General features: G+C 72.9%; 18 protein-coding genes and 1 pseudogene. 13 read left to right on the top strand and 6 right to left on the bottom strand.

The annotated features are described in order from the left end of the window. Positions 1-115: 115 nt before the first annotated feature. On the bottom strand, positions 116-1552 hold the full coding sequence (gene pdxR, locus ACWEFB_RS17045) for a MocR-like pyridoxine biosynthesis transcription factor PdxR (protein ID WP_452286388.1): 1437 nt from the start codon (positions 1550-1552) through the stop codon (positions 116-118). Between the two features lie 47 nt (positions 1553-1599). Here pdxR and ACWEFB_RS17040 point away from each other — a divergent pair, with 47 nt between their 5' ends. Together ACWEFB_RS17040 and ACWEFB_RS17035 are read left to right on the top strand one after the other, a co-directional pair. After that, on the top strand, positions 1600-2100 hold the full coding sequence (locus ACWEFB_RS17040) for a carboxymuconolactone decarboxylase family protein (protein ID WP_452286386.1): 501 nt from the start codon (positions 1600-1602) through the stop codon (positions 2098-2100). Positions 2101-2163: 63 nt separating this feature from the next. Further along, positions 2164-2880 (top strand): isocitrate lyase/PEP mutase family protein, encoded by a 717-nt coding sequence (locus tag ACWEFB_RS17035; RefSeq protein ID WP_452286384.1) that lies wholly within the window; start codon positions 2164-2166, stop codon positions 2878-2880. Positions 2881-2937: 57 nt separating this feature from the next. Here the strand turns inward: ACWEFB_RS17035 and ACWEFB_RS17030 are convergent, their stop codons facing one another. Continuing rightward, entirely contained in the window at positions 2938-3462 is a 525-nt protein-coding gene (locus ACWEFB_RS17030) for a CGNR zinc finger domain-containing protein (protein ID WP_452286382.1), read from the bottom strand. Positions 3463-3627: 165 nt separating this feature from the next. On the opposite strand from ACWEFB_RS17030, the gene ACWEFB_RS17025 reads away from it, so the two are divergent. After that, a complete protein-coding gene (locus ACWEFB_RS17025) occupies positions 3628-4284 on the top strand; it encodes a pyridoxamine 5'-phosphate oxidase family protein (RefSeq protein ID WP_452286380.1) in 657 nt (218 codons plus the stop codon). A 117-nt stretch (positions 4285-4401) separates the two neighbouring features. Next, a pseudogene (locus ACWEFB_RS17020) lies at positions 4402-4758 on the top strand (MBL fold metallo-hydrolase); the annotation flags it as partial. Positions 4759-4791: 33 nt separating this feature from the next. On the opposite strand, the gene ACWEFB_RS17015 reads toward ACWEFB_RS17020, so the two are convergent. Together ACWEFB_RS17015 and ACWEFB_RS17010 are read right to left on the bottom strand one after the other, a co-directional pair. Beyond that, positions 4792-5484: a nitroreductase family protein gene (locus ACWEFB_RS17015; protein ID WP_452286378.1), complete on the bottom strand. Its 693-nt coding sequence runs from the start codon at positions 5482-5484 to the stop codon at positions 4792-4794. Beyond that, entirely contained in the window at positions 5481-5816 is a 336-nt protein-coding gene (locus ACWEFB_RS17010; protein WP_452286376.1) for an ArsR/SmtB family transcription factor, read from the bottom strand. Before ACWEFB_RS17010 ends, ACWEFB_RS17015 begins: the two co-directional genes overlap by 4 nt. A 374-nt stretch (positions 5817-6190) precedes the next feature. Here ACWEFB_RS17010 and ACWEFB_RS17005 point away from each other — a divergent pair, with 374 nt between their 5' ends. The 6 genes from ACWEFB_RS17005 (at position 6191) to ACWEFB_RS16980 (ending at position 19595) form a co-directional block, all read left to right on the top strand. Further along, positions 6191-7054, top strand: a complete 864-nt coding sequence (locus ACWEFB_RS17005; protein WP_452286374.1) for a DUF4132 domain-containing protein — start codon at positions 6191-6193, stop codon at positions 7052-7054. Further along, on the top strand, positions 7051-11820 hold the full coding sequence (locus ACWEFB_RS17000; RefSeq protein WP_452286372.1) for a hypothetical protein: 4770 nt from the start codon (positions 7051-7053) through the stop codon (positions 11818-11820). The genes ACWEFB_RS17005 and ACWEFB_RS17000 overlap by 4 nt, the downstream gene beginning before the upstream one ends. After that, entirely contained in the window at positions 11817-12986 is a 1170-nt protein-coding gene (locus ACWEFB_RS16995; RefSeq protein WP_452286370.1) for an AAA family ATPase, read from the top strand. Before ACWEFB_RS17000 ends, ACWEFB_RS16995 begins: the two co-directional genes overlap by 4 nt. Next, entirely contained in the window at positions 12970-16503 is a 3534-nt protein-coding gene (locus tag ACWEFB_RS16990; protein WP_452286368.1) for a DUF5682 family protein, read from the top strand. The genes ACWEFB_RS16995 and ACWEFB_RS16990 overlap by 17 nt, the downstream gene beginning before the upstream one ends. Next, positions 16500-18365 (top strand): hypothetical protein, encoded by a 1866-nt coding sequence (locus tag ACWEFB_RS16985; protein ID WP_452286366.1) that lies wholly within the window; start codon positions 16500-16502, stop codon positions 18363-18365. Before ACWEFB_RS16990 ends, ACWEFB_RS16985 begins: the two co-directional genes overlap by 4 nt. 138 nt (positions 18366-18503) lie before the next feature. Then, complete coding sequence (locus ACWEFB_RS16980) at positions 18504-19595, top strand: aldo/keto reductase (RefSeq protein ID WP_452286364.1); 1092 nt, start codon at positions 18504-18506, stop codon at positions 19593-19595. Between the two features lie 69 nt (positions 19596-19664). Here ACWEFB_RS16980 and ACWEFB_RS16975 read toward each other — a convergent pair whose 3' ends face one another. Further along, positions 19665-20744 (bottom strand): glycoside hydrolase family 19 protein, encoded by a 1080-nt coding sequence (locus tag ACWEFB_RS16975; protein ID WP_452286362.1) that lies wholly within the window; start codon positions 20742-20744, stop codon positions 19665-19667. Between the two features lie 132 nt (positions 20745-20876). After that, on the bottom strand, positions 20877-22208 hold the full coding sequence (locus tag ACWEFB_RS16970) for an MFS transporter (RefSeq protein ID WP_452286360.1): 1332 nt from the start codon (positions 22206-22208) through the stop codon (positions 20877-20879). A gap of 67 nt (positions 22209-22275) precedes the next feature. On the opposite strand from ACWEFB_RS16970, the gene ACWEFB_RS16965 reads away from it, so the two are divergent. The 3 genes from ACWEFB_RS16965 to ACWEFB_RS16955 all read left to right on the top strand — a co-directional run bounded on the left by ACWEFB_RS16965 (position 22276) and on the right by ACWEFB_RS16955 (position 25184). Next, complete coding sequence (locus ACWEFB_RS16965) at positions 22276-22932, top strand: TetR/AcrR family transcriptional regulator (protein WP_452286358.1); 657 nt, start codon at positions 22276-22278, stop codon at positions 22930-22932. A gap of 69 nt (positions 22933-23001) precedes the next feature. Then, positions 23002-24372 carry a flavin-containing monooxygenase gene (locus tag ACWEFB_RS16960; protein ID WP_452286356.1) on the top strand — a complete coding sequence of 457 codons (1371 nt, stop codon included), beginning with the start codon at positions 23002-23004 and terminating at the stop codon, positions 24370-24372. Continuing rightward, positions 24369-25184: an SDR family NAD(P)-dependent oxidoreductase gene (locus ACWEFB_RS16955; RefSeq protein WP_452286354.1), complete on the top strand. Its 816-nt coding sequence runs from the start codon at positions 24369-24371 to the stop codon at positions 25182-25184. The genes ACWEFB_RS16960 and ACWEFB_RS16955 overlap by 4 nt, the downstream gene beginning before the upstream one ends. Positions 25185-25208: the final 24 nt, after the last annotated feature.

Below are 25208 nucleotides of genomic sequence, written 5' to 3'. Positions count from 1 at the left end.
AGCGCCGGGGTCACACCGGCTTCGCTGCGGGGCGGTCCGCGAGCACGGTATCGCATCCGCCGGTGACCAGCCCGTCCCGGCAATGGCGTCGGTGATCTGCTCGACGGTGCCCCGGCTACGGCATCACCCGGCACAGCGCGTCCAGCGCACCCGCCCACGCGCTCTCCGGCGGAGCCGCGTAATTGACCACCAGCGCATCCTGCTCGGGCAACCGCCAGCCGGAGTCGGCCACCTCGTAGCGGAACTGCGCCATCCCGCTGACCTCCAGGCCCTGCCGGGCCGCCGCCGCGACAACCGACCCCTCGGTCCCGCGCGGAAGTTCGACGACCACCTGCAACCCGGCGGCCAGGCCGGTCACCTGGACACCCGGCGCCCGCTGCGCCAGCGCCGCGACCAGTTGGTCACGGCGGCGCCGGTAGCGCAGTCGCATCGCGCGCAGGTGCCGGTCGTACGCGCCGGACGAGATGAACTCCGCGAGCGTCAACTGCTCCAGCGCGCTCGCCCAGTCGACCTGCCCCTTGGCCGCCACAACCTCCGGTACCAACTCCTCGGGCAGCACCATCCAGGCGAGCCGCAGCCCCGGCGCCAGCGACTTGCTCGCGGTGCCGAAGTACACCACCCGCTCCGGGTCCAGGCCCTGCAACGCACCCACCGGCTGACGGTCGTACCGGAACTCACCGTCGTAGTCGTCCTCCAGGATCAGGCCCCCGGTCGCACGCGCCCAGTCGACGGCCGCCACCCGCCGGTCCGGGCCCAGCGCGACCCCGGTCGGGTACTGGTGCGCCGGTGTCATCAGCACCGCACCGACTCCGGGCAGCCGGGCCAGTTCGTCGGTACGCGCGCCCTGCTCGTCCACGTACAGCGGCGGGGTACGCAGACCGGCGCCGGTCAGCGCGTCGCGGTGGACGCCGAAGCCGTACGCCTCGACGGCCACCGCCCGCACCCGGCGCGCCCGGAGCACCCGCGCCATGAGCGTCAGACCGTGGTGGAAACCGGAGCAGATGACCACCCGCTCCGGGGATGCGTAGACCCCGCGGGCCCGTGGCAGATAGTCCGCGAGGGCAACACGCAGTTCCGCCCGTCCGGGGGCGTCGCCGTAGCCGAAGGCGTCGTGCGGTGCGGCGGTCAGCGCCCGGCGAGCGGCCGCGAGCCACTGGGTACGGGGAAACTCCGCGAGGTTCGGCGAACCCGGCACCAGCCCGTACGTGGGACGGCGTCGGGTCGGCCCGGTACCGGGAGCGGCCGGCGCGACCCGGCGCGGCGCGGCCCGCCTGGCCACCCGGGTCCCCGAGCCCTGCCGGGCGGTGAGCCAGCCCTCGGCGATCAGTTCGGCGTAGGAGTTGGCGACGGTGTTGCGGGCGACCCCGAGATCGGCGGCGAGCGAGCGGGACGACGGGAGCCGGGTGCCGGGCACCAGGCGCCCGGTGCGCACGGCCTTTCGCAGGGCCTCGGTGAGCCCGGCACGCAGTCCGGGTCCGGTCAGCTCCAGCAACAGGTCGGCACCGCTGGTGGCGGGCGGATCTGCGGCCGAATTGGCCCATGAATCCGTCATGAAATTGGACCATACTCCCGTGCCACCTGCGACATAGCGTTGTCGGCGTGACAGCACATGGAGCAACCGACAGCAGCGAGCGCCACCCCGCACACGCACCGCGCCTGGACCTGGCAAAGCTCGCCCCCGAGGCCTACAAGGCCATGATCCGCCTGGACACGGTCGCGGGGCAGGGCGTCGAGCCCACCCTGCTCAACCTGGTCAAGATCCGGGCGTCGCAGCTCAACCACTGCGCCTTCTGTCTGGACATGCACAGCAAGGACGCGTTGGCGGCCGGCGAGTCGGCCGAGCGGATCATCCAGCTCAGCGCGTGGACGGAGTCGAAGCACTTCTACACGGCGAAGGAGGTCGCGGCGATCGAGCTGACCGACGCGATCACCGTACTCACGGACGGGTTCGTTCCGGACGACCTGTACGCGAGGGCCGCGAACGAGTTCGACGAGACGGAGCTGGCCCGCCTCATCGTGGCGATCACGGTGATCAACGCCTGGAACCGCTTCGGGGTGTCGACCCGGTTGGTCCCCGGCCACTACACGCCCGGTGCCTAGCGGGCGGGCCGAGCGGCCCTCGTCCCCGCCCCCTCCACTCTCTCCTCGGGACACGTGAAAAAGATGACCGCATCCACCTTCCGCGCCCTGCACCAGGGGCGCGCCGCCGGCGACCCGCTCGTCCTGCCCGGTCCCTGGGACGCGGGCAGCGCCCGGATCCTCGCCGACGCCGGCTTCCCCGCGCTGGCCACCCCGAGCGCCGGGATCGCCGCCTCGCTCGGGTACGAGGACGGCTCGACGCCGCCGGAGGAGATGTTCGCGGCGGTGGCGCGGATCGTCCGGGCGGTCGACGTACCCGTCTCCGCCGACCTCGAGGGTGGTTACGGCCTCGCCCCCGGTGAGCTGGTCGGCCGGCTCCTGGAGACGGGCGCGGTCGGCTGCAACCTGGAGGACTCGGAGGGGCACACCACCCTCAGGGACCCGCAGCGGCACGCGGACTGGCTGGCCGAGGTACGGGCGGAGGCGGGCGACGCGCTCTTCATCAACGCACGGGTGGACACCTTCCTGGTCGGGACGGGTGACCCGGCCGACGCCGTGGCCCGCGCTTTGCTGTACGTGGCCGCCGGCGCCGACTGCGTGTACCCGCTCCTGGCCCCGGCCGAGGTGCTCCCGGTGCTGCAGGCGGGCATCGAGGGACCGATCAACATGGCTGCCCGACCGGACCCGGATTCCGTGGCCGAACTGGCACGGCTGGGCGCCACCCGCATCACCTTCGGTCCGGGGATGCAGCGGTACGCGATGGGTGCGATCGGCGAACTCGCGCAGGGGCTGCGTGGGTGAAGCCCGCCCCGCCCCGGGGACCTCGACGTCGACGGCAATGCGGAACTTCGTCGGCGACTACGTGGTCGCCGTGCGGTGCCGCTGGTAGTGCCGGGCGGCTTTGGTACGACTGCCGCAGCCGTCCATGGAGCACCAGCGCCGGGTGCCGTTGCGTGAGGTGTCGTAGAAGTACAGGACGCAGGCGGGGTGCCCGCAGCGTCGGATCCGGGTGGGTTGGCGGCGCAGCAGGTCGAGGTAGTCGCTGACGGCCCGCCAGGCGGGCAGCCACTCGCTGTCGACGTCGTGGTGTTCCCGCACCTGCGCCCGGTGCAGGGTGTGGCGCAGGGCGCCGTGCGCCAGGATGGCGTTGATCTCGCGCTCGGCCTGCTCGCCGGGGTGTTCGAGGATGCCGCGCAGGGCCGTGCGGGCCCGGCGCAGCGGCGCCTCGACCGAGGCCGGGTCGCCCGGAAGTCCGTGTTCGGTGAGCCACGCCCGCAACCCGTCCGGCTCGGCGAAGAGGTCGACATCGTGGCCGTGGTCGACCCATTCCGTGTTCACCAGGTCCAGGGCGAGGGGTTCGCCCACCAACGGTCGCTGCACCATGCCCCGAATCTTACCCCCGTTCGCCGTTTGACAGGTAAGAATTTGCGGCGTATCTTCTAACCGTCAAACTTCCCTTCACCGGTTAGAACGGGTTCCTCGACCGGACCCGGCCATCCACGACCGGGGGCGCGCCGCGACCCCGGAACAGGCTCTGAGGGGTACGCCGTGCCACACCGCTACCTGGAAGAACTGTCGACCGCATCGGTGACCGCCGCGCGCGAGCGCTACGGCAGCCGGGGCGCCATCCAACGCATGACCGCCGGCTGGCATACCGACGCCCTGCTCGACGCCGACACGGCCGCCTTCGTCGCCGAACGGGACGGCTTCTACCTCGGCACGGTCGGCGAGAACGGCTGGCCCTACCTGCAGTACCGGGGCGGCCCACCCGGTTTCCTGCACGTGCTCGACCCCGTCGACGGGCACGGCGTACTCGGCTGGGCGGACCTGCGCGGCAACCGGCAGTACCTCTCGGTGGGCAACCTCGGCGCCTCACCGAAGGTGTCGCTGCTGCTGATGGACTACGCACACCAACGCCGACTGAAGATCATCGGCACCGCCCGGGTCGTGGACGTACGCGACGACGTGCGCCCCGACCTGCTGGAGCGGCTGGACGTGTACGGGCGGTCCGGCAAGGTCGAGCGACTGATCACGGTCGACGTGCAGGGCTACGACTGGAACTGCCCCCAACACATCACGCCCCGCTACAGCGAGGCCGAGCTGGCCGACGTGCTCGCCCCGGTAGGCGACGAGCTCACCCGCCTTCGTGCGGAGAACCAGGCGCTGCGCGAGCAACTGCGCCGCCCCGCTGGCGCCCGCCAGTAGCCGTGGACGAGCCAGGAGCCAGGGAGCGAACACGTTCGAACACACCGAGGTCGGAGAGGTACGCGTCACGGCGGTGCCGGCGCTGCACGGAAAGCCGGAGATCGGTGTGGTCAACGGCCCGTGATCGGATTCGTGCTGGAGTCGGACGGCTGGCCGACGGTCTACGTCAGCGGCGACAACGCCTCGCTGGACGTCGTGGCCGTCATCGCGGAGCGGTTCCCGGCAACGGAGATCGCGATCCTCGACCTCGGCGCGGCCAGGATCGCCGTACGCGGCGACGGATTCCTCACGCTGACGGCGGAACTGGCGGCGCGAGCGGCCGCCCTGCTCGGTGTGCGCGCGGTGGTCCCGGTACACCAGGACGGGTGGGGGCACTACACCGAGAACGCGGACGACGTCACGCGGGCCTTCGCGGAGGCGGGCCTGGCGGACGTGCTCGTGAACCTCGCGCCGGGTGACAGCGCGACCCTGTGAGGGGCGCCTCACCGGGCAGGCGGCAGCGGCGGGTTACCAACGGTCCCAGTGGGCGAACGCCTCGGCGTCGGAGCGGGGGCCGGGCTTGAAGTCCGTGCCGAGGGTGTAGGCCACGGGGGTGAGAGCCACCTGCACGACGGTGTCGTAGGGAATGCCGAGCAGGTCGGCCATCTCCCGCTCGTAGCTGAGATGACTCGTGGTCCAGGCGGTGCCGAGCCCGCGTTCCCGGGCGGCCAGCATGAAGCTCCAGAACGCCGGTATCACCGAACCCCACGCGCCGGCCTGACCGCGAACGCTGGCCAGTTCGGCGCGGGACTCGACGCGCAGGCACGGGATGAGCAGCAACGGAACCTCGTGCAGGTGTTCCGCGAGATGGTGCAGGCTGCCGGCGATGCGATCCCACTGCGCCGAGGCGAAGCTCATCCGGCTGAACGCCGGTCCCGCCTCGCCGGATGCGGGCGGCGGGGTCATCAGGCCCAGTCGCCACAGCTGTGCCACGGCCGCCCGGGTGTCCGGGTCCTCGACGAAGACGAAGTCCCAGCGCTGCCGGTTCCGACCGCTCGGTGCCTGGACGGCGATGCGCAGGCAGTCCTCGATCACGTCCCGGGGCACCGGGCGACGCAGGTCGAGGCGCCGGCGTACGGCGCGGGTGGTGGTCAGGACCTCGTCGGCGGAGAGACCGAGGGTGCCCGGCCGGTCCTGCGGGGTCGGCTCGGGTTTCGTCACGCCGCCGCTCCCGCCCGCTCCGCGATGCCGAGATTGGCGGCCACCGCGGGAAGCAGTCCGGGGAACCGGTCGTCGATCTCGTCGGCACGCAGCTCGTGGCGGCGGAAACTCCCGTTCGGCGTGACCCGCAGGACACCGGCCTCGCGCAGCACCTTCAGGTGGTGCGACAGCGTCGACATGCTCACCTCGGACAGCGCCTCGAACTTCCCGCAGACGACCCCACCGGACCGCGCCAACTGCCGTACGACGCTCAGGCGCACCGGGTCGGCCAGTGCGCCGAGCAGCGTGGCCAGGTCGACCGAGGCGAGATCGGGATGGTGCAGGGCTCTCATTACATGACGTTAACGGTAACTTCGAGATTTCCGCAATCCTCGAATTCTCGCCGACTTCGAAGTCCACGACGAGCGGGGCGCAGCCGGGTGATGGTCTACAACGCTCTCGGTCACGACCCCGGGTCGTACGACTCCCCGGGACACGTCGCCCTGATCGGGCGCATCACGTCCTGGCTCCGCCACCAGCGCTGACCGCCGTCGGGTCCCAGCCCGGATCCGCCGGACCAGCCGTCCGCACCCGGAACCGCCCGAGCACCGTCCACAGTGTGCCGATCGGGCGAAAATGTCGCGCCGCCCGGCTAGTGTGCCGCTTCGACTGGAGGACGTCGATCCGACGGGGTCGGCCGTGGACGGGAGAGCGACGGATGGCGTGGATGGCTGTTGCCGGTGGTTATGAGGTCACGCTGCGTTCCGGGGACATCGTCTGCCGGAACGCGGCGGGCAAGGAACTCAGGTCACCACCCAAAGCCGTCCGGGAGGACCCGGTGGTGACCGGGCTCAAACAGCTCGCCGAGTGGCTGGAGCGGCACGAGCGTGACTGCCGGGCGGACGTGGAACGCTGGATGGTCCGCTCCCTGCCGGTGCCCGCGACGATCCTGGCCGAGGTCTGGGCCGACGAGGCGTGGCGCGCGGCGCTCACCGATCTCGTGGTCGCCGGCCTCGACGAGCACGACGGCTGGGACCCCGACGAGGTGGGCCTGCTGCGCGACGTCAGCGACAAGGGCATCGGCGTGGTCAACCTCGACGGCGAGACCGTACGGATCCCCGCCGACCGGGTGATCATCCCGCACCCCGTACTCCTGGCCGACCTCGACGACCTGCGCGAGTTCGCCGCCGACCTCGAGGTGACGCAATCCGTCGGCCAACTCTTCCGCGAGACCTGGCAACGGCCGGCGTCCCTCGACCCCAGGGCCACCTCCGTCAACGACTTCGCCGGCGGCAGGTACACCGAACTGCGGCACCTGTCCGCCCGAGCCAGCTCGCTCGGCTACCCGGTCCGGGGCGGTTTCGCCGTATGCCGGATCTTCGAGGGCGGCGAGAATGTCGAGGCCCGCTCGTGGGTGGGCTCCGACGACCCCGACTACGAGACCGAGACCGGGGACCTGGTCTTCACCGATCGCTCCGGCGCCTCCCGGCCACTCACCATGGTCGGCCCGGTCGCCTGGTCGGAAGGCATGCGGATGGCCGCCGCGCTCTACGCCGGCCGGGTCGTGGAGAAGTCGGAGGGGCAGCGGTGAGCGTGACGACCGAGGTGTTGCTGGAGGCGGGCGGGATCGTGCCGCTCGGCAGTGTGGTGGCCAAGGCCGACACGGTCGACGAGTTGCGGGCGCGGTCCTACCGCCATCCGGCGTTACCCGACCGGCCGGTGGTCCGGCTGGTCTCCTCGACCCTGTCCGACGCCGAGGACCTGACGATGGAGTTCCTCGGCTTCGACCGGCCCGACCGGGTCACCGGGGTCGGCCTGCTGCGCCAGCGCGCCCTCGGCTTCCCTGCCTGGGCACTGGTGCACGACCCGGCCAACGGACACCACGCTCTGGCCCTGGTCAAGGAGATCGAACGGTTGTCGCGGATCGCCAAGTCCCGGCTCCCTCCGGCGAAGGACGGCTTCGACTCGCTGGGTGACCAACTGGCCCGGTCCGTACCGCATTTCCTCCCGACGTTCTACGAGCAGGCCGGCCGCGCGTTCCTGGCCGCGGACAGCCCGTTCTACGCCGCGATGATGTTCGGCAAGGCGCGCGAGGCGGAGAAGACCTTCTCGTTGACCGTCGACGAGGACCGTACGCACGCGGTCTTCCTCGAGTTCGGGCTCGCCGGGGCGTTGAGCGCGAAGGCGCTGTCGGCGCACTCCCGCGACCTCGCGATCCGGTGCGCCGACCCCGTCGCCGCCTTCGACCGGTTCCGCCGGTTGTGCAGCGAGCGGATCCTCGGCGGGCTGCCGCCGTACGCCGCCATGCCCACCGACCTACGGCGCCTGGCGAAGGCTGCCGGGCTCGACCCGGCCGCGGCCGACCGGCAGGTCCTGGCGGACATCCTCACCGCACCGGCGCTGCAACGTGCGCCGGAGGCGTTCTGGACCGCCTACGGCGTCGCCCTCGCCGGTCTCGCCGCGGACGACCCGGCGGTCCGCGGCCACCTGCTCTCCTTCATGCCGTTCAACGTCCCGGGCGTGCCCTGGCTGAATCTGCTGGAGACGACCGGTGCGACCGCCGGACTGACAGCTCGGATCGGCGAGACACCCGGCGGGGCCGAGTCGCCGGACGGTCCGGCCGGTTGGCTCTCCCGATTCGCCCGCCGCTACCTGCAGGGGTCGTCACCCGGGCGGATCACCGGCCTCCTTCTCCTCGCGGAGCGGATGGCGCCCCGGCTCATCGCCGACGGCGTGCCGGTACACCTGATCGAGGGCTGGAACGGCGACCTCGAACTGCTCGACCTCTGCCTCGCCGCCGGCGTACCGGTCGCCGACCAACCGGACAGCTTCTGCTTCTATGTCTCCCGGCTGTTCCCGCACAACGAGCCGTTCGAGGACCGCGACCTGGCCGCGGTCGCCGCCGATCCCCGTTTCCTCACACCCCTGGTCCGGGCCGTCGAGAACTACCTGCCTGCCGTTCCCACCCCCGACCGGGTACGGCAGGTGGTGGCCGTCGCCGGGCTGCGGGTGGCCGTGGGCGTGTGGCTCGACGAGCTCGCCGGCACCGTGGCCGCCCAGGGGCTCCCCACGCTCGACCGGCAGCTCGACCGGGTCCGCAAGGTCGCCACCCCGGAAGGCCTCGCGACCAACCCCGACGCGGTCCGTCGCCTCGCCGCGCACGACCTCGCCCCGGTGCTCGCCGCGACGCTGCGCGCCGGCCTCCTCGACGAGTACGAGTGGCCAGCGTTCGAGCGAGCCGCCATCGAACTGCTCGACCTTCCGATGAAGGACGAGCAACTCGTCCTCACCGAACAGTGGCCGGTCCTGATTCTGCGCCGGGGCGACATCGCCCGGGTCGTCGGACCGGACCGTGTGCTCCTGGAACACCGGCTGCTCATCCCGGCCAACCAGCCAAGCTACCGGCCCCCGACCCTGCGCTTCGTCGACGGGCAACTGCTCGTCTCGTGGACAACATGGAAGGACCGCTCGGCGTACTGGAGCGGCACCCCCGCCGACGTCCACACCGAGCTTCCCGAGGACGCGTTCACCCAGCCGGGCCGCTCCCTGCCCCTGCCCGCTGGTGGACGCACCTCCGGCGGTCGCCCGTTGCACGTGGGTGACCGGAGCGAGGACAACCGGGGCGCGGTCGTCACCGACGGCACGGCGTACTGGGTCCACACCCGCGAGGACAGCACCATGCGCGAGTTCGACCCGCGGACCGGCGAGCCCGGCCGGGTCTCGATGCCCGCGTTCTTCCAGGCCGGGGCCGTCGACGGCGAGCCGATCGAGGTGGCGTACAGCATGCTTCGGGTGGCACCGGAGGGCGCACAGGCCAGCCCCTACGGCGCCGCTGACGGCCTCGTCGGCTGGCGGACGCGCGTCACCCCTGACCACGACCACGTCGGCGAGGGCATCGACGGGCGCACGTTCCGGTACACCGCCGACACGCGCCAGGCGCTGGGAGGCGCCGGCAGCCACGCGGTCCGGTTCCCCGGCTCCGACGCCGTACACGGCATGCGCCTCACCTCGGGCTGGGGCGGCGAGCCGATCAGCCTGTGCACCGCCGACGGCCGGGCGATCGGCGTCTATCACACGGCCCGCCACTCGACGGACTTCGCGGCCGGCACCGCCGTCATCCCGCCCGGGGACTTCTGGCACCACCTGCGCCCGCGCGACCTCGCCGGGTCGGCGGTGCTGCGCGGGCTCCCGGACGGCGTGGTCTCCGCGCTGCTGGCCGAGGCCGCAACCCTGCGTCCGCCGGTGGACGAGAAACAGGTACCACTCGCCGACGTGGTCGAGCTCGTCCGTCGGGCCGTTCCGGAGCTGACCAACGAGGCATTGGTCAAGGGGGTGGCCGGGGTGGTCCGGTACGCCGCCGAGCGGGTTGCCCGGCTCCGGGGGACGGCCGAGGTCCTCAGCGGCACGCTGTCCGCGGCGGCCGCCGCGCCGGTCGACTCCGACGCCGGCCTGGTCCGGGACCATGACCTCCTCGCAGCGCTCACCGGACTGGTCCGCTACCTGTACGGCAGTGGCACCGGCGCGGTCCGGATGGTGGCCGCCGCCGGGGCCGCGCTCACCGCGAGCGAGCCTCCCGAGGGGACGGTCCTGCGACCCGAGGGTGACCGCAACTGGTTCTCGGTCCTCGCCCTGGTACGCGCGATCATGTACCGGGCGGTGTCGCCGTCGGTCGACCCCGACCGCCGGGAGGCGCTCCTGGCGCTGCTGACGGTCTTCGCCGACTCCGGACTGTTCCGCGCCGGTGCCCGGCTGCGCCAGCTGTCGATGAACGTCGAGCTGGAGCCACCGCCGGAGAAGGACACGGTCGTCTCCATCGGCGAATGCCGGGTGCTGGTGCTCAGCGTCAAGGAGGTCAACGACGGACAGGGCAAGCGGACCAGGGTGGAGGGCCTGGACTACTCCGCGGACGGCACCTTCGGTGCCCTGCCCGGCTGCCAGCACGTCAGCGAGAAGATCCTGGTCGACGGCACCTGGGACGCCTCGGTCCTCACCACCTTCGTGGCGACGGCCCGCGAGCGGGGGGCACCGCCGCTGCGGCCCGACCTGGCCGAGTCCCTCTCCCGGACCGCCGGGATCAGCCACGCCGAGGCGACCCTGCTCCTCGCCGGCCTCCACCTCGACGGGGAACGTGCCGGCTGGAGCCCGCCCGACCTGGGCGCCACCGGCCCGGCGATCGCGATCGCCGGACGCACCTGGTACTGGCGCGGGGAATCGTTCAGCCGCTCCCTCGTGGAGTCGCTGGTCCCGGCCGACCCGACCGCCCTGTGGGACACCGGGCCGGTGCTGGACGAGGTCATCGCCTGGGCCGACCGCCGGGGCGTGCGTCGACCGGTGCCGGACGACCTCATCGTCATGGTCGACCAGTACCCCGCCCAGCACCGGATCGGTACCTCCGAGCTGCTGCACGGGCTCGCCACCCCGGACACCTGCCAGTGGCTTGCCGGACCCGACGGCGGGGTCGGGGACCAGCACGCGCTCGTCGCCCTGGCTCGGACGCTCCCGTGGCTGGTCTACCACCTGCCACCCGGCGAACCGATCCGGGCGAACCTGCCGGGGATCGTCGACAGGCTGAGGACCCGGATCGCCGACCCCGCCTTCGCACTGCCGTTGGCGCAGCTCGACCGGGAGGCGATCGAGGATCTCACCACCGAGATCGGGCTGACACCGAAGGCCGACGGGGACCTCATCCGGCATGGCCCGCTGACGTACCGGGCGGAACACAATCACCGGCCGGTCAACCTGCACCCCGGTCTGCTGTCCGGGCCCGACGATCCGGTCCTCTCACTGCTGCGAGCGCGGGGCGACAACTACAACGAGCACGCGGCCAGCGCGCTGGGGGTGGTGCTCGACGGCAGTCTGGCGCGACTCGTCGTACCGGGCAGCGGCGACCACCCGCAGCAGGATCCGACCCGGTCGGTGCCGCACCTGGTGGCCGAGGCGGCCGAGCGGCTCGGCATCGGGCCGGACGCCGCCGCGCTCTACCTCCAGTTGCTCGCCCTGCCGGACCCGACCGACCGCAACGTCGCGGCGTGGACGGGGTGGAAACCGGCCCGGCTCAAGAAGGCCCGGCTGGAGCTGGTCGCCGCCGGCACCCTGGTGGTCGAGGCAAAGCGTTCCCGGGCCGGTCGGAGTCTCTTCCTGCCGTGCGGCTGGCTCGCCCTCAAGGCACCGCACCTGCCGGTGGAGACCTGGAAGGCACCACTGTTGACCATGGACGAGCAGGGCAACCCCACCATCGACGTCATCGTCCCGCGTACCTCCGTGCCCCGGTCGTTCGAGCAGGCGTGGGCGCGGGTGTGTGCGGGCGACGTACCGAAGTTCGACGAACTGGTCACGGAAAGGCAGAAGCGTCGATGACCGACACGCTCACCGATCGGCCCCGGGGGCGTCAGGTCGACCCCGCGGAGTTCGCGTACGCCGACGAGCTGGCGTTCCTCGCCGCGTACGACGAGGGTCCCCGGCCACCCGGCTGGCAGCTCACCCCACGGGCCGTCGTCACGTTCATCGTCGGCAGCGGCGGGACCGCCGTCGAACTCCCCACGAAGGCCCGTCGCAAGGGTCTGCCGTCCCGACTCGTCATCGGGCAGAAGTTCGTCGGTGACCGTGCCGTGGTCGAACGCTGCGTGGTCACCCTCGCCGGGGAACGCGGCCTGCTGCTCGTCGGTGAACCGGGCACGGCCAAGTCGATGCTCTCCGAGCTGCTGTCGGCGGCCGTCTGCGGCACCAGCCGGCTCGTCGTGCAGGGCACCGCGGGCACCACCGAGGACCAGCTCCGGTACGGGTGGAACTACGCCCTGCTGCTGGCCCACGGACCCAGTCCGGAGGCCCTCGTCCCGTCACCGATCCTCGCCGCGATGCGGAACGGCGAGGTGGCCCGGGTCGAGGAGATCACCCGGTGCCTGCCGGAGGTTCAGGACGCACTGGTGTCGATCCTGTCCGACCGGAGCATCGCCGTACCGGAACTGTCCGGTACGACGGACGCGACCGTGCACGCCGTACCGGGGTTCGCCCTGATCGCCACCGCGAACCTGCGCGACCGGGGGGTGTCGGAGATGTCGGCCGCCCTCAAGCGCCGGTTCAACTTCGAGACCGTCGGCCCCATCCCCGACCTCGCCGCGGAGATCGCGCTCGTACGGCGACAGGCGACGTCCGCCCTGGCCCGGTCGTCGTCCACCTTCGCCGTCGACGACGCCGTCCTGGAGGTGCTCGTCACCGCCTTCCGCGACCTGCGGGCCGGCCGGTCGGTGGAAGGGTGGGACGTCGACCGCCCGTCGACGGTGATGAGCACCGCAGAGGCGGTCGCCGTCGCGGTCTCCCTCGGCCTCGCGGCGACCTACTTCCCCGGTGACCGGGACGTCCTCTCCCTGGTCCCCGGTCACCTCCTGGGGGTGGTCCGCAAGGACGACCCGGCCGACGGCGCCAAGCTCCTGGGCTACTGGGACGGCGCGGTCCGCCGCCGGGCCGAGGACGGCGCCCGCCTGTGGCGGCAGCTCTGGGAAATGCGCGATGCCCTCACCGACTGACCCCACCCTGGTCGTCGAGGAGCTGGCGGGCCGGACGGAGCCGTACCTGATCGGGGTACGGCACCACTCCCCGGCCCTGTCGGTCGCCCTGCCGGCCCTGCTCGACGCCCACCGCCCCGAGGTACTGCTCCTGGAACTGCCGCCGGAACTCGGCGGGTGGCTCCCCTGGCTCGCCGACCCCGCCGTCGTCACACCGGTCGCCCTCGCCGGGGTGGTCGGCGAACGATCGGGTCCGGCGTTCTACCCGTTCGCCGACTTCTCCCCGGAGCTGGTCGCGATCCGCTGGGCCCATCGCCACAATGTCCCGGTGGTGCCGTGCGACCTGCCACTGGCCGACCCGGCCTGGCAGGACCGGGTCCACTCCGGTGGTTCCTTCTCCTCGCCCCGCGCCGGTGCCCTGCGCGCCTCGTCGACCGGGCGGCCCGGCGAGGACACGTGGGACCGTGTCGTCGAGGCCCGCTCGCCGGGGGCCGACCCGGAGGCCGTACGCCGGGCGGCGCTGATGGTCGGCTGGGCGTTGCGCCGCGACGCCGAGGAAGCCGGCCGGGTCGATCCGCTCGACCTGCGCCGGGAGGCGTGGATGCGCCGCCGTGTGGCCGAGGTGAACGGACGGCGTGCCGCCGCGCTGGTCGGTTCCTACCACGCCTCGGCGCTGGCACCACGCCCCGGCGAGAGCACGCCGGCCGACGTCACCGGGGGTGCGGAGGTGGCGACCTCACTGGTGCCGTACACGTTCGCGTTGCTCGACGAGCGGTCCGGCTATCCGGCGGGGATCCGGGACCCGCAGTGGCAGCAGGCCGTCCTCGACTCGGCCGGTGACCCGGCCGCGGTGGAGACCGCCGCGGTCGAGGCGCTGGTACGGGTCTGCGCGGAGGTCCGGTCCGCCGGCCATCCCCTCGGGCCCGCCGAGGCACGGGAGGCGGCCCGGTTCGCCGGGGACCTCGCCCGGTTGCGGGCACTGCCCGCACCCGCTCGCGGGGAACTGGTCGAGGCGATCCAGAGCGTCTTCGCCCACGGTGAGGTCCTCGGCCGTGGCCGGATCGTCGCCTCGGCCATGGAACGCGTCCTGGTCGGGACGCGGCGCGGTGCGCTCGCCCCCGGAACCCCCCGGTCCGGCCTGGGTCCCGCGGTCCGGGACGAGATCGCCGCGCTGCGGCTGCCCGGTCCCGGCGACCCGCCGAAGGAGGTACGCCTCGACCCGCTCCGCTCCGACCTGGACCGTCGCCGGGAGGTCGCCCTGCGCCGACTGGTCACCTGTCGGGTGTCGTACGCGGAACCGATAGTGGTCGACGGGCTCGGTGGTTCCGACGCACTCGGCACCCGGTGGAGCCTGAAGTGGGGACCGGAGACCGACGCGATGCTCGACGTCGTCGGTATCCGAGGGGTGACCCTCGCGCAGGCGGCCGAGGGGGTGCTGCGCGGCATCGCGCTTCGTGAGGAGACCGAGGGCGGGACCACCGCCGCCCAGGCGATCCACGGGTTGCTCGCCGCCGCCGAGTGCGGGCTCGCACCGCTGGCCCGCGAGCGACTCGCCCGGCTGGCCGAGATCGTGCCGGCGACCGCCAGCCTCACCGAGGGGCTGGCTGCGCTGGACCTGCTGGACCGGCTGCGCCTCGGACACGTACCGGGCCTTGCCGCGCCCGACGGTGACCTCGGTGACCTGGCGGCCATCGCGCGCTCGGTGTCCGACGCGGCCGTACGTCAGGTCGACGGACTCGCCGGTTCCGAGGACGTCGACGACGCGCGGGCGCTCGCCGCCCTCGCCCGGCGTGCCGAGGCCGACGGCGGTCTGCGGCTCGCCGACGCGCTCGCCCGGCTCGCCGCGGACGGCACGGCGATGATGGCCGCCGCGGCGACCGCGGTACGGGTCCTGCTCGCGCTCCGCCCGCCCGGTGAACTCGGTGACCGCCTGGCGTCCTGGATCGACGGTGCCACCACACCTGCCACCCGTGCCGCGCTCCAGGGCCGGCTCGCCGGCGTGCTCGCCGTCGCGGAACCGCTGCTGCGTGCCGCCGACGGCCTGCTCGGCGGCCTGCTCGACCGGGTGGAGGCCCTACCGGACGACGCGTTCCTGGCGCGGCTGCCGGCCCTGCGCGGCGGCTTCGACGTGCTCAGCCCCGCTGCCCGGGACCGGATCCTGGAAGTGATCGACGAACGGCTCGACGGCGACGGCGGCGACGGGATCGGCACCGTCGAGGATCCGCGGTTGCTCGCCCTGCGCCTGCTCGCGGACCGGGCCGGCCGCCGGGCGCTGGCCGCCCACGCCCTGCTCCCGACCTCGGGCCGGGAGAAAGCGGGCGGAAAGGACCGGGAAGCAAAGCGCCGGGAGGAAGGCGGCGACCGCCCGGCCGTTCCGGTCGCGGGTACCCGGCCCGGGTCCGACCCCACCGCCGGCACGGTCGACAACGCCGGGTCGGAACACGAGCTGGCGGCCGCCGACCGGTGGCGGCTGGTGCTCGGGCGTACTGCCGGGGTCCGGGGCAGGACCCAGCGGTACGCGACCGCGCTCGACGAGCTCTACGGCGCCGGGAAGGGCGAGGGATCACGCGCCGACGCCTCCGCGCGGGCGGGCCGGGAGGCACCTTTTCCCGGCGTACGCGAATGGTCGGACGAGCTGGCGGCGCTCTTCGGCCCGGGCGTACGGGAGGAGGTCCTGGCGAAGGCGGCCGCGACCGGCCGGGCGGACGCCGCCCTCGAACTCGACCCGGCGAACGTTCCCCCGTCGGTCGAACTGCTCCAGACGGTCCTGTCGTTGTCCGGCGGGCTGTCCGAGGCGGCCCTGGCCCGGCTCCGCCCCCTGGTCGCCCGGATCATCGAGCAGCTCACCAGGGAACTCGCCATCCGACTGCGGCCGGCCCTGACCGGACTCGCCACACCACGGCCCAGCTACCGCCCCGGCGGCCCGCTCGACCTGTCCCGGACGGTACGGGCGAACCTGGTCCACTCCCGGCGGCGCCCCGACGGCGGCGTTCTGCTCATCCCGCAGAACCCGGTCTTCCACACCAGGGCCCGACGCGGTGTCGACTGGCGGATCGTGCTGGTCGTCGACGTCTCCGGGTCGATGGAGGCGTCGACCATCTGGTCGGCGCTGACCGCCTCGGTCCTCGCCGGTGTGCCGGCCCTGACCACACACTTCGTGGCGTTCTCGACCGAGGTTGTCGACTTCACCGACCGGGTGTCCGATCCGCTCGGCCTGCTCCTGGAGGTACGGGTCGGCGGGGGTACGCACATCGCGGCCGGCCTGCGGTACGCCCGGTCGCTCGTCACGGTGCCCTCGCGCACCATGGTCGTCCTGATCAGCGACTTCGAGGAGGGGTACCCGATCGGCGGTCTGCTCGGCGAGACCCGCGCGTTGGTGGAGTCCGGCTGCCGGGTGCTCGGCTGCGCGAGCCTGGACGACGCCGGGCGGCCACGCTACTCGGTGTCGGTCGCCGGCCAGCTCGTCGCCGCCGGCATGCCGGTCGCGGCGTTGAGCCCGCTCGAACTGGCCCGATGGGTGGGGGAACAGGTCCGATGAGCACACCGCTGCCGAAGCTCGCCCCGATGCTGCTCGTCGAGGCGGTCGACGCGCTGCCTGCCCGGCTGCGCAGGAAGGTGGACGACATGGTCGTCCGCGCCGCCGGCTGGCCCGCCACCCTCGACGGGGACCGGGTGCGGGTCCGCGTCGACGAGGAGACCGAGGTTGTCCTGGCGGTGACCGGCGGCGTGGTGCGGTCCGGTGCCGACGTGACCTGCGGCTGCCTGCTGGCGCCGAACTGCCTGCACCGGGCGGCGGTGTTGGCCCGGTGTCCGGTGCAGGAGGACCCGGGTCCCGCAGACACCGGGGACCCGTCCGGGCCGGGCGACACCGACGGGCGGGCGGGCCACGGCGAAGGCCCCGGGGAGACCGTGGGGTCCCGGCAGGCCGCCGTCGTGGACCCGGTCGGCGCCGGCCGGGGTGTGTCGCTCTCCGAACGGCAGGTCGCCGCCGCCGACGACCTGTGGCGGTCCGCCGTCGCGGTGCTCTGCGCCGGGCGCTCCGGCAGCGGGGTCGTGGTCCGGGCCGCCCTCGTCCGGGCCGCCCACCAGGCGCGGATCCACGGGCTGCACCGGGCCGCCGCCGTTGCCCGGCAGTGCGCCAACCGCCTCCAGGCCGCCGCGGAGAGCCAGCCGCAGTACCGGTTGGCGGATCTCACCGACGACCTGCGGGAACTGCTCGACCTCGCCCGCCGGCTGCGGCTGCCCGACCCGACGGCCGGCCTGCTCGGGTCGGGTCGCCGCAGCTACGAGACCGCGGGGGGCCTGCGACTGTACGGGGTGTGCACGGTCCCCGTGGTGGCGGATTCGGGGTACGGCGGCGTTGTCACGTACCTCGTCGACCGTGACGGTCGGATGTGGACGATCGCCGACCTGATGCCCGGTGGCGCCGGGCGCGCCTCAACCGCCGGCGACGGGATCGTCACGATCGGCGAGGTGGTGCTGAGCCACCGTGAGCTGGCCCGCGCCGGCATCGTGGTCTCCGGCGCCACCTCCTCGGAGAACGGCCAGCTCGGTGCCGGCAAGGCGGTCCGGGCGGTCCGGGCGGTCCGGGCGGTCCGGGCGAATGGTGCCGGCTGGGCCGAGGAGCCCGTCGACCGGCTGTGGCGGGAGCCCTACGCCGACCAGGTCCACCGGGCCTTCGCTGCCTCGGCCGTGCCGGTACGGGACCGGCCCGCCGGTGGGGACCTGCTGTTCCTGCGGGTCGAGGTGGTCGGCGTCGCCGGTGACGCTGTCCTCGGCGTCACCCCGGACGGGCTGCCGATCGCGCTCGGCATCGCGTCGGACCACGAGACGCTGCCGTACCGGGACAACCTGCGGGTCCTCGCCGGTGCCGTCGGGGCGGACCTGCGGGTGATCGGCCGGCTCGATCCGCACCACCGCACCACCGTGCAGGCGCTCGCGGTCGCCCCGGCCGTCCCGGACGCCGGTCTGGTCCTGCCGGCCCGCTGGTCCGGCCGGGCCGATCTCGGCTTCGACCGGCTGCACCGCAGCCAGGTCCGTGTCGACCCGACCGTCCCGGGTGTGGCCGCCGGGCCGGGCGGCGTGACCGGGGACCCGGCGCTGCACCTGCTCCGCCGGCAGGTGGAACGCGTCGTCGACGGCGGTCGCGCGGTGCAGGCTCTGGCCGCTGAAGACGGACGGCGCCTGCGCGGGGCCCGGCTCGACACCGGGGCGGTCCTGCTCGCCGAACTGCGCGGCGCGGCCGGGTTCCGCGACCGGGACGTGTTCGGGCGCATCACGGCCGACGACGGGTCCGCGTTCGCCGAGGCCTGGCTCGCCGCCGCCGTCTACGAGCGCGCGGCGTCGGCCGCCTTCACCGAGGCGTCCTGGCTACCGACCGAGTTGTCCCCCATCGGCTGACCGGCGGTCGCGGTCGTCGGGGCGACACCGGCATTTTTGGACTTGCAGGTCCATTTTTTCCGAGCCATGGTGAGGACCAGGCGGTCCGATCCGGGCCGGTCACGGGTTCGCCGGATGGGCGAGATGGGGGATCAAGCGATGAACCACTACTACCTGCTCGGCCGCTCCGGGCTGCGGGTGAGCCGGCTGGCGCTGGGCACGATGAACTTCGGCACCGGTGGTTTCCACGCCGCCTACGGCAAGACCGAGGCGGAGGCGGAACCCATCTTCCGGCGGTACGTGGAGACGGGCGGCAACTTCATCGACACCGCGGACTTCTACACCGCCGGAGAGAGCGAGCGCATTCTCGGCAGTCTGATCGCCAAGGCGGGCAACCGGGATCGACTGGTGCTGACCAGCAAGTTCACCAACACCGTCGACCCGACCGACCCGAACGCCAGCGGCAACGGCCGCAAACACATCGTCCGGGCGGTGGAGGCCTCGCTGCGCCGGCTCGGCACCGACTACCTCGACCTCTACCTGCTGCACACCTGGGACCGGATCACCCCCGTCGAGGAGGTCGTCCGCACCCTCGACGACCTGGTCCGGACCGGCAAGATCCGCTACGCCGGCCTGTCGGACGTACCGGCCTGGTACGCCGCCCGCGCGCAGAGCTACGCCGAGGCGCACGGGCTCGCCCCGATGATCACGGTGCAGTTGCCGTACTCGCTGAACGCACGGGGGATCGAGCCGGAGTTCGTACCGATGGCGCAGACCCTCGGCATGGGGCTCACCGCGTGGAGCCCGATCGGCGGTGGCCTGCTCACCGGCAAGTACCGGCGGACCACCACGGGCGTGACCGGTGCAGGCCGGCTCGGTAACCCGGACTCCCCCGTGGCCATCTCCGAGCACGACTGGCGCGTCATCGAGGGCCTCGAAACCGTGGCGGCGCAACTGGGCCGCCCGATGGCACAGGTGGCGATCAACTGGGTGGTCACCCAGCCGGGCGTGTCGTCGGTGGTCATCGGCGCGAGCACCCCGGAGCAACTGGACACCAACCTCGCCGCGCTCGACTTCGAGATCCCCGAGGACGCCCGCCGCCGGCTCGACGAGGCCAGCACACCACAGGTGCCGTCGCTCTACTCGATGTTCACCCCGCGGTACCAGTCCTGGATCGTCAGCCCCGGCCTGGGCATCGGCGACAAGCCGGCCACGTACGCGCCGCCGGTGTTCAACGGCGCCATCGGCTAGTCGTCTTCGGCACACGGAAGAGCGGTGTACGGGCCTCATCGAGTGGGGGCGACGAGGCCCGTACCCGGATCAGCAGTACAGGTTGTTCCCGGCGGGTACGCCGAGAATGCCGACGAACTGCTGGTACCTGGTGACGCGGCTCTGCACCTGGGGCGGGTTCCCGCCGTTGCACTCGATCGAGCCGTTGATGCTGCGGATGGTCTCGCCGAACCCGGCGCCGTTGACCATCGCGTTGTGCGGGGTCATGGTGCCCGGCCCGTTCTGGGTCATCCAGTACCAGATGCCGGTCTTCCAGGCCACCGCGGCGTCGTTCTGCACCAGCCAGGGGTTGGTCAGCAGGGGTAGCCCGAGGGCGTTGCCGGCGGCGTTGTAGTTGAAGTTCCAACTCAGCTGGATCGGCCCGCGCCCGTAGTAGGCGGCCTGACCGGCGGGACAGCCGTACGGCTGACCGGCGTCGCAGTAGTGCGGGTAGTTCGCCTGGTTCTGCTCCACGATGTGCACGAGTCCGCCGGTCTCGTGGTACACGTTCGCCAGGAAGGCGGCGGCTTCCTGGCGCTGGACGGTGGCGCTGCCGGTCCGCGCGAACGCCGAGTACGCGCTGAGCGCGGCGACGAGCCCGGAGTACGTGTAGAAGGAGTTGCGCCCCGGGAACATCTGGTTGAACTGCGCCTCGGTCACCACGAAGCCACCGGGGTTGGTCGGGGGCGGGGTGGTGGGCGGTTGGCCGCCGCAGGTGTACGGCTCCCAGTACCAGGTGCTGACGATCGGGTCGTACCCCGGGTTCTCGTGCTCGGCGATGTAGTACAGGCCGTTGGTGTACCGGACGATGCTCCCGGCGGGGTACCAGGTGCCGGCGGTCCAGTTCGGGTGGTTGCAACCGCCTCCCGGCGGCGGCGTGGTACCGCCGTCGCAGGCACCGAGGTCCTGCCAGACGCCGGTGGTCCCCGGCGGCGCCTCGTTCTGGGTCCACCACTTCGCCTGGTAGTTGCGGCCGTTGCGGGAGGCCTGGTCGCCGCCCCAGTAGACGGTCGAGGCCTGCCACGATGCCGCGCAGGCCGCCGCGGACGCCGGGGTCGACGGGATGATCGCCACCAGTCCACCGGCGACGACCAACGCCGCGAGTGTGACCAGGGCGCGCAGTCTCAGCATGCGATCACTCCTTTCTGGATGCCATGGGCCGATGATCGGACTATGCATCGACGGGAGTGACTCTAACATCTTCTGTTCACAATCTTTACTATTAGCATCGACGGTCCGGGGGCGACCGGCGGCGATCCCGGCTCAGCGCAGCGTCCGGTCCAGCGTGTACCCGCGTTGCAGCAGCATCGCCACCACCATCAGGGCCGCGGGGACCAGGCCGAACCCGAGCCGGATCATCGTGTGCGCGGACTCCGGCTGCACGACCTCGGTACCCGCGCCGGTGGCGACGAAGCCGCCGACGGCCAGGCAGGCGGAGTAGACGTACGGGCCGAGCGCGCCACCGGTGGCCTCGGCCGCGGTCCACACGCCGGTGTACGTGCCGGCTCGGGTGGTGCCGTCGGCGCCCCCGGACCCGATGACGTCCGGGACCATCGAGAACGGCAGCAGTTGCATGGCGGCGAACGCGATGCCGAGCACGGCGACCGCGCCGACCAGCACGGGCAGGCCGGCGGCGTCGCCGAGCGCCAGCACGAGCGAACCGAACACGAAGGCACCCTGGGCGACGAGGAGTCCGGGCTGCTTGCCGATGCGGCGGGCCACGACGACCCAGACCGGGGTGGCGACCAGTGCGGGGGCGACAAACGCGGCGACCAGGACCGTGGTCAGGCCGGGACGGCCGAGTTCGTACTTGGCGAAGTAGGGCACCGCGGCCAGCACCAGGTGGGTGGTGGTCGACATGGCCAGGTACGAGCCGACCAGCCAGCGGAACTGCGGGTCGCGCAGGGCGACGAGCAGCGTACGCAGGCCGGCCGCACCGTGTCCGGACGTGGTGACCGGGGTCGGGGCGGCCTCGGTCAGTCGCCGCGTACCGGTTGTGCCGATCACCATGGCGACCAGCATCGACGCGCCGAGCACGAGACCCATGAGGGCGTAACCACCTCGGGTCGGTTCCTCCCCACCCGTCAACACCGGCGCGAGCACGCCGCTGAGCAGGATGCCCACGGTGAGCACCACCATCCGGAAGCCCATCAGCCGGGTGCGCTCGTGGTAGCCGATGGCGAGGTCGGCGGGGGTGGACAGGTAGGGCACCTGGTACGCCGCGAACAGCAGGTTGCCCGCGACGAACGCGACGGCGACCCAGACCGCGGCCGGACCGCCGGTGAGCCCGCCCGGCACCAGGAACAGCGCGACGAAGGCCAGCGGCAGGGCACAACCCGCCGTCATGAGCATCCGGCGGTGGCCACGGCGGACCAGGTCGGCGTCGGACAGGTGGCCGATCCACGGGTGCAGCAGCACGTCGGCGATCTTCGGCAGCAGCAGGACGAGACCTGCCGCGAGCGGTGCCACGGCCAGCACGTCGGTGAGGAAGTAGAGCAACAGCAGGCCGGGCACGGTAACCCAGGTGCCCATGCCCAGCGATCCGCCGGCGAAGGCCAGCAGGCCGGTACGGGGGAGCCGCGCCGCCTGGTCCATACCGTCTCCTCGCCGCGCCGCGCGGTGCAATCCAACGTTCGCTGGATAATAGGGCACGATGGGGCGCATGACCACACCCCGACGGGGACCCGGCCGCCCTCGGCGTACCGACCAGCGCACCACCCCCGAGATGATCATCGAGACGGCGGCTGGCCTGTTCGCCCGGCGCGGGTTCGACGCCGTCGGCATGCGCGAGATCGCGACCGCCTGCGGCGTGGACGTCGCCACCGTGCACCACCACGTGGGTACGAAGGCGGCACTGTACGAGGGCTGTTTCGCGCGGGTGTTCGCGGCCGAGAGCGGGGTGCTGACCGGGGCCGTGGCCGCCGCCCGGGAAGGGCTGACCGCCGGGCCGGACACCGCCATGACCGCGCTGCACGAGCTGGTCGACGTGTTCGTCGACTTCCTGGAGGATCATCCCGAGACCACCGGACTGTGGTTGCGACGCTGGCTGGAACCCGATCGTCACGCCGAACTCGACGAGCGGTACTCGGCCCCGCTCTACCGGGCCGTCGAGCGGGTGCTGAGCGACGCCGACGCCGCCGGGGTGCTCAGCGAACCCCAGCCCCACCTGGCCGTACGGAGTCTGGTGTGGTCCGTCCACGCCCACGTCGTCGGCCTGCTGTCCGGCGCGGACGGCGCCCGCCGCCGGCGCGAGTTCCGCGTCTTCGCCCACCGCTGGCTCGACCGCATGTACGCACCGGGTCCGACCGGGGCGCACTGAGCGGGCCCTTGACGTGCGGCCCGGCGCGGCGCAATATCCACCAGACGTTGGATTTTGTGGAGGGCGGGTATGGAGCCACGGGTCGCCGTGATCGGGGCCGGGCCGGCCGGGCTGGCCACGCTCAAGGCGCTGGCCGACCGGGGTGTACCCGCGGTGGCCTTCGACGCCGGGACACAGGTCGGCGGGCTGTGGGTGTACGGCGCCCCGCACTCCTCGGCGTACCGCACCCTGCACCTGAACACCTCGCGGACCCGTACCGAATTCGCCGACCTGCCCATGCCCACGGACTGGCCCGACTACCCCGACCACGTCCGCGTCGCCGGCTACCTGCACGACTACGCGCGACGGTTCGGGCTGCTGGACGCCGTGCGGCTGCGACACACCGTTACCGACGTCGCCCGCGTCGGCGAGGGCTGGCGGGTCACCACGACGGGACCGGACGGCGCGTCCACCGTGGACGTCGAGGCTGTTGTGGTCGCCAACGGCCACAACAGCCGGCCCAGGCTGCCCTCCCCCGCCCATCCGGGCACGCCCGCCGCCGGCCCGGTCCAGCCGGCCGCGCAGTTGCACAGCCACGACTACCGCGACCCCGAGCAGCTCGCCGGGCGGCGGGTGCTGGTCGTCGGGGGCGGCAACTCGGCCATGGACATCGCCGTCGACGCCTCCCACGTCGCGGCGAGCACCCTGCTGTCGCTGCGCCGTGGGGTGTGGATCGTGCCCAAGCACCTGCTCGGCAGGCCGTCGGACACCCTCAACGGCGCGCTGGCCAAGCGCCTGCCGTGGCGGCTGCGCCAACGCATCAGCCAGACCGTGCTGCGCCTGTCGGTCGGCCGGCCCGAGAAGTACGGCCTCCCCGCGCCCCGGCACGGGTTCCTCCAGGACCACCCCACCCTGTCGGACTCGCTGCTGTCGCGAATCAGCCACGGCGAGATCGGCGTACGGCCCGCCATCGACCGCCTCGACGGCGACCGCGTCCGGTTCACCGACGGCACCACCGACGGGATCGACCTGGTGGTCTGGTGCACCGGGTACGACATCCACCTGCCGTTCCTCGACCCGGCGCTGCTCGGCGACGGCGCCGACCGGCTGCCCCTGTTCCGGCACGTGTTCCACCAGCAGGCGCCCGGTCTGATGTTCGTCGGGCTGACCCAGTCCACCGGCTCGGCACTGCCCGTGGTCGAGGCGCAGGCCCGACTGGTCGCCGCACACCTGGCCGGCCGGTACGCGCTACCCACCCCGGCCGCGCAGGCCGCGGACATCGCCGCCGAGCTGCGGGCCGCCCGTGACCGCTGGGGCGACCGCCGCCCCGCCATGCGCATCGACTTCGACGCCTACCTCGCGCTCGCGGCGAGGGAACTCGCCGACGGCGCCGCCCGGGCCCGCCGCGGCCGGGGCGTGCGCTGGCACCGCGCCGAGGATGCCCCGGAGAGCGCCCGATGACCACACTCGACGGCAGGCGTGTCATCGTCACCGGCGCCAACGGCACCTTCGGCCGACTGCTGTGCGCGCGGCTGGAACTGGCCGGCGCCCGGATCGTCGGCATCGACCTGCACGCCGGCAGCGTCGGCACGACCCCGGTGATCGGCTGCGACCTCACCGACGGCGGGGCCGTGCCGGGCGCGGTCGAGCAGGCGATCGAGAAGCTCGGCGGGCTCGACCTGTTGGTCAACAACGCCGGTGTCGGCGGACCCGCCCCGGCCGAGTTGCCGCCCGGTGAGGCGGCCCGCCGCCAGTTGGAGGTCAACCTGATGGCGGCGTGGCACACCACCGCCGCGGCCGTACCCGCCATCGAACGCAGCCGGGGCCGGATCGTGTTCGTGTCCAGCCGGATGGCCCTGCTGCCGCTCCCGCTGGCCGCCGCGTACGGCGTGAGCAAGCGCGCCCTGGTCGCGTACGCCGACGCGCTGCGCCTGGAGGTCGGCACCCACATCGGGGTCAGCGTGGTCTACCCGAGCATGGTCGCGTCGCCGATCCACGACGCCTCCACCGCCGCCGGCCTGTCCCTGGAGGGCGTCTCCCGGTACGAGCCGGTCGAGGGAGTGGTCGACGCGATCCTGCGCGCGGCGACCGCCCGCAGGGCCCCGCGCGACGTTGCCACCACCGGACGTGGCCGGGTCGAGCTGTTCCTGGCCCGGCACCTGCCGTCGGTCGCGGGGGCGATCGTGCGGCGCACGATCGCCCGGCGCATCGCCGCCGGTGACCTGGACCGGGCCCCGCTGGCCGAGGGCATGCGCCGCCGGGCCGGCCGCTGACCCACGCGGTTTCGGACCAACCTG

This window comes from Micromonospora sp. NPDC004704 (assembly GCF_053601675.1).
The sequence above is the reverse complement of the archived record's forward strand: the minus strand, read 5'-3'. Positions and strand labels throughout refer to the sequence as shown.

What these genes read in the sequence shown, in the direction of transcription:
- pdxR (WP_452286388.1), bottom strand. Translation starts at nt 1,552, where the DNA reads ATGACGGATTCATGGGCCAATTCGGCCGCAGATCCGCCCGCCACCAGC.
- ACWEFB_RS17035 (WP_452286384.1), top strand. Translation starts at nt 2,164, where the DNA reads ATGACCGCATCCACCTTCCGCGCCCTGCACCAGGGGCGCGCCGCCGGC.
- ACWEFB_RS17030 (WP_452286382.1), bottom strand. Translation starts at nt 3,462, where the DNA reads ATGGTGCAGCGACCGTTGGTGGGCGAACCCCTCGCCCTGGACCTGGTG.
- ACWEFB_RS17010 (WP_452286376.1), bottom strand. Translation starts at nt 5,816, where the DNA reads ATGAGAGCCCTGCACCATCCCGATCTCGCCTCGGTCGACCTGGCCACG.
- ACWEFB_RS17005 (WP_452286374.1), top strand. Translation starts at nt 6,191, where the DNA reads ATGGCTGTTGCCGGTGGTTATGAGGTCACGCTGCGTTCCGGGGACATC.
- ACWEFB_RS16995 (WP_452286370.1), top strand. Translation starts at nt 11,817, where the DNA reads ATGACCGACACGCTCACCGATCGGCCCCGGGGGCGTCAGGTCGACCCC.
- ACWEFB_RS16990 (WP_452286368.1), top strand. Translation starts at nt 12,970, where the DNA reads ATGCCCTCACCGACTGACCCCACCCTGGTCGTCGAGGAGCTGGCGGGC.
- ACWEFB_RS16985 (WP_452286366.1), top strand. Translation starts at nt 16,500, where the DNA reads ATGAGCACACCGCTGCCGAAGCTCGCCCCGATGCTGCTCGTCGAGGCG.
- ACWEFB_RS16980 (WP_452286364.1), top strand. Translation starts at nt 18,504, where the DNA reads ATGAACCACTACTACCTGCTCGGCCGCTCCGGGCTGCGGGTGAGCCGG.
- ACWEFB_RS16975 (WP_452286362.1), bottom strand. Translation starts at nt 20,744, where the DNA reads ATGCTGAGACTGCGCGCCCTGGTCACACTCGCGGCGTTGGTCGTCGCC.
- ACWEFB_RS16970 (WP_452286360.1), bottom strand. Translation starts at nt 22,208, where the DNA reads ATGGACCAGGCGGCGCGGCTCCCCCGTACCGGCCTGCTGGCCTTCGCC.
- ACWEFB_RS16965 (WP_452286358.1), top strand. Translation starts at nt 22,276, where the DNA reads ATGACCACACCCCGACGGGGACCCGGCCGCCCTCGGCGTACCGACCAG.
- ACWEFB_RS16960 (WP_452286356.1), top strand. Translation starts at nt 23,002, where the DNA reads ATGGAGCCACGGGTCGCCGTGATCGGGGCCGGGCCGGCCGGGCTGGCC.
- ACWEFB_RS16955 (WP_452286354.1), top strand. Translation starts at nt 24,369, where the DNA reads ATGACCACACTCGACGGCAGGCGTGTCATCGTCACCGGCGCCAACGGC.